At 71.2% G+C, this 3,691-nt stretch carries 2 protein-coding genes and 2 tRNA genes; 3 read left to right on the top strand and 1 reads right to left on the bottom strand.

The window, feature by feature from the left end; translation table 11 throughout:
- Nucleotides 1–61 precede the first annotated feature (61 nt).
- A tRNA-Gly gene (locus ACFCX4_RS35255) sits at nt 62–132 on the bottom strand.
- Between the two features lie 146 nt (nt 133–278).
- Here ACFCX4_RS35255 and ACFCX4_RS35260 point away from each other — a divergent pair.
- The 3 genes from ACFCX4_RS35260 (at nt 279) to tig (ending at nt 3,633) form a co-directional block, all read left to right on the top strand.
- A tRNA-Pro gene (locus ACFCX4_RS35260) sits at nt 279–352 on the top strand.
- A 98-nt stretch (nt 353–450) separates the two neighbouring features.
- On the top strand, nt 451–1,980 hold the full coding sequence (locus ACFCX4_RS35265) for an MDR family MFS transporter (protein ID WP_376151396.1): 1,530 nt from the start codon (nt 451–453) through the stop codon (nt 1,978–1,980).
- Between the two features lie 255 nt (nt 1,981–2,235).
- Complete coding sequence (gene tig / locus ACFCX4_RS35270) at nt 2,236–3,633, top strand: trigger factor (protein WP_376151398.1); 1,398 nt, start codon at nt 2,236–2,238, stop codon at nt 3,631–3,633.
- The last annotated feature ends 58 nt before the right edge of the window (nt 3,634–3,691 follow it).

Here is a 3,691-nt window from a genome sequence, read left to right on the forward strand (position 1 = left end):
GGTTTTTTTTTATACGCCCCCGCCCGGGGGGTGGCGGTGCATCCCCGGGGCCGTTCTGCGGAGCGGGCGACGAGAATCGAACTCGCGTGACTAGTTTGGAAGACTAGGGCTCTACCATTGAGCTACGCCCGCACGAACCATCCGACCGTCACCGGACGGAAGGCCGGAAGACAGCGTACCTGGTCCGGTCGGCTGTGCGCACACCCCATTCCCGGTGAGGCCCCGGAATATCTCGCCGAACCGGCAGGGCCCGGCGTGTACGCTTCCTCTCGGCACCACGGGGTGTGGCGCAGTTTGGTAGCGCGTCCGCTTTGGGAGCGGAAGGCCGTCGGTTCGAATCCGGTCACCCCGACCGTGCGCAGGGTCTCGTCCACGGCGGGGCCCTGTTGTCGTTCGGGGGGTGCTTCCGGCATGGTTGGTGGTTGATTTTTCACCCACCCTGGAGCCCCGATGAGTGCGACGAGCCCGGCCCGGCCCCCGCGGCCGACGCGGATCAACCCCAAGGCCGCGGTCGGCGTCGTCTTCGTCGCCGCGCTCTTCATGTCGATCATGGACACCACGATCGTCAACGTGGCGCTGCCCGCGATCGGCCGTGACTTCGGCACCGACCCGGCCGGCGTCGGCGTGATCAACGTCGGCTACCTGGTCAGCCTGGCGGTCTTCGTGCCGCTCTCCGGCTGGCTCGGCGACCGCTTCGGTACCCGCCGGGTGTTCCTGGCCGCGCTCGCCCTGTTCACCGTCGCCTCGCTGCTGTGCGGCACGGCCGGCTCGACGACCGCGCTCACCCTCGACCGGATCCTCCAGGGCGCGGCCGGCGGCCTGCTCACCCCGGTCGGGATGACCATGCTCTTCCACGCGTTCCCGCAGGAGGAGCGGATGCGCGCCACCCGGGTGCTGATGCTGCCCACCGCCGTCGCCCCGGCCGCCGGGCCGGTGCTCGGCGGCTGGCTGGTGGACGGCTGGTCCTGGCACTGGGTCTTCATCGTCAACGTGCCGATCGGCATCGCCGCCCTGGTCTTCGGGCTGCTCTTCCTGCCGGACTACCGGGCCGAGCGGGCCGGCCGGTTCGACGCGGCCGGCTTCCTGCTCTCCGCCGTCGGCTTCGGCGCCTCGATGTACGCGCTCTCCGAGGGCGCCTCCGAGGGCTGGGGGAGCGCGCGCATCGTCACCGCGGCGCTCGGCGGCCTGCTCGCCCTCGCCGGCCTGGTCGTGGTCGAGCTGCGCCGGCCCGAGCCGATGCTCGACCTGCGGCTGTTCCGCGACCGGATCTTCCGCACCGCCAACCTGCTGTCGCTGTTCTCCGGCGCAGCCTTCCTCGGCATGCTCTACCTCTTCCCGCTGCTGATGCAGGACGCGCTGGGCATGGACGCACTGCACAGCGGTCTGATGATCTTCCCCGAGGCACTCGGTGTGATGCTCGCCTCGCAGGTCGCGGGCCGGCTCTACCCGAGGTTCGGCCCGCGCCGGCTGCTCGTCGCCGGTGCCACCGCCGTCGCGGCCTGCCTGGCCGTGATGGCCACGATCGGGCCGGACAGCAACCTGTGGGCGGTCCGCGCGCTGCTCTTCGTCTGCGGCTTCGCCATGGCGCACGTCTTCATGCCGGGCCAGACCGCCGCCTTCGCGACCGTCCCGGCGGCCTCCACCGGCGCCGCCTCCACCCTCTACAACGCCCAGCGCCAGCTCGGCTCGGCGCTGGGCGTGGCGCTGCTGGGCACCGTGCTGACCGCCGTCGGGCCGTTCACCGCGGACGCCTCGGGTACGCCCGTGGCGAACCTCGACGCCTACCGCGCGGCCTTCCTGACCGCCTCCGCGCTGGCCCTGCTCGCGGCCGTGATCGCGCTGCGGGTGCGGGACTCCGACGCCGCAGCGACCATGCGCCGGGCCGCCGCGCCCGCCGGCGCGGGGGCGGCGGCGACCGCTGCCGGGACGCCCGCGCCGGACCCCGGGCAGGCCCCGGGGAAGGCCGTCACGAAGGCCTGAGCACCTGCGGACGGCGGCGTCCTGGCGTCCGCCTTTCGTGGTACCGGTAGGATGGGGCGCTGGCGGTAGTCCCTGTGGCGTACACCCAGGTCAACCGCACGAGGGCGAGGAGTCACGCTCACCGTCCACCCCCCACGGGAGATGCAGCTCCAACCGCCCATCGCCCGTCTCGCCCGACCCGTCCGACCCCGGCCCCGGCCGGTGGCGCGGGGAGGGCGGAGGCAACCTGACCGCAAGCCCATAGGAGACCTAACCGTGAAGAGCGCCGTCGAGACTCTGAACCCGACCCGGGTTCGACTCACCGTCGAGGTGCCCTTCGAGGAGCTCAAGCCCAGCCTCGACGCGGCGTACAAGAAGATCAACCAGCAGGTCTCGGTCCCGGGCTTCCGCAAGGGCAGGATCCCGAACCGGGTCATCGACCAGCGCTTCGGCCGTGGTGCCGTGCTGGAGGAGGCCGTCAACGACGCCCTGCCGCGCTTCTACACGCAGGCCGTCGACGAGGGCAAGATCGAGGTCCTCGGCCAGCCCGACATCACCAACATCGAGGGTGTCGAGAAGATCGCCGACGGCGGTGACCTGAAGTTCACCGCCGAGGTGGACATCCGCCCGGAGATCACCCTGCCGGACTTCTCCGCCATCGAGGTCGCCGTCGACCCGATCGCGGTCTCCGACGAGGACATCGCCAAGTCCCTGGAGCAGCTGCGCGAGCGCTTCTCCTCGGTCAAGGACGTCGAGCGCGCCGCCGCCGAGGGCGACATCGTGGTCGTCGACCTGGAGGCCAAGGTCGACGGCGAGGTGCCGGAGGACGGCACCGCCGCCGGCGTCAGCTACGAGATCGGTTCGGGCCGTCTGATCGACGGCATCGACGAGGCCGTCGTCGGCCTGGAGGCCGGCGCCACCGCCACCTTCACCACCGAGCTCAAGGGCGGCACCCAGGCCGGCAAGACCTCCGAGGTCACCGTCACGGTCACCGCCGTCCAGGAGAAGGAGCTGCCCGAGCTGGACGACGAGTTCGCCCAGCTGGCCAGCGAGTTCGACACCCTTGAGGACCTGAAGGCCGACTCCCGCAAGCGCCTGGAGCGCATGAAGGAGTACGACCAGGCCACCCAGGCCCAGGAGAAGGTGCTGGACGCGCTGCTCGGCCTGGTCGAGATCGAGTTCCCGGAGAAGCTCCTCAAGGACGAGATCGAGACCCGCAAGCACAACCTGGAGCACCACCAGCTGGAGCCGATGGGCCTCGACCTCAAGGCGTACCTGGAGACCCAGGGCAAGTCGGAGGAGGAGTACCTCGCGGAGATCGAGGAGCAGGCGAAGAAGGGCATCAAGACCCAGTTCGTCCTGGACCAGATCGTCGCCGATGAGGAGCTCAACGTCTCCCAGGAGGAGCTGACCGAGCACCTCATCCGCCGCGCCGCCGGCTCGGGCCTCACCCCGGACCAGTTCGCCCAGCAGGTCGTCCAGGGCGGTCAGGTTCCGCTGCTGGTCGGCGAGGTCGCCCGCGGCAAGGCGCTGGCCACCGTGGTCGAGGCCGCCAAGGTCGTCGACACCGAGGGCAACGAGATCAACTTCGACGACGACGAGGCCGACGAGTCGGCCGAGACCGTCGAGGCCCCGGCCGCCGAGGCCGTGACCGAGGAGAAGACCGAGGCCTGACGGCCGCGGTCGCCCCGCCCGCCCCGGGGCACGAACAGCGGGCCCGGACGCCGTACGG

This window comes from Kitasatospora sp. NPDC056327 (assembly GCF_042261735.1).
Classification (GTDB): domain Bacteria; phylum Actinomycetota; class Actinomycetes; order Streptomycetales; family Streptomycetaceae; genus Kitasatospora.

Bases quoted from the DNA above. Each gene is read 5' to 3' on its own strand.
- ACFCX4_RS35265 (WP_376151396.1), top strand. From the start codon at position 451: ATGAGTGCGACGAGCCCGGCCCGGCCCCCGCGGCCGACGCGGATCAAC.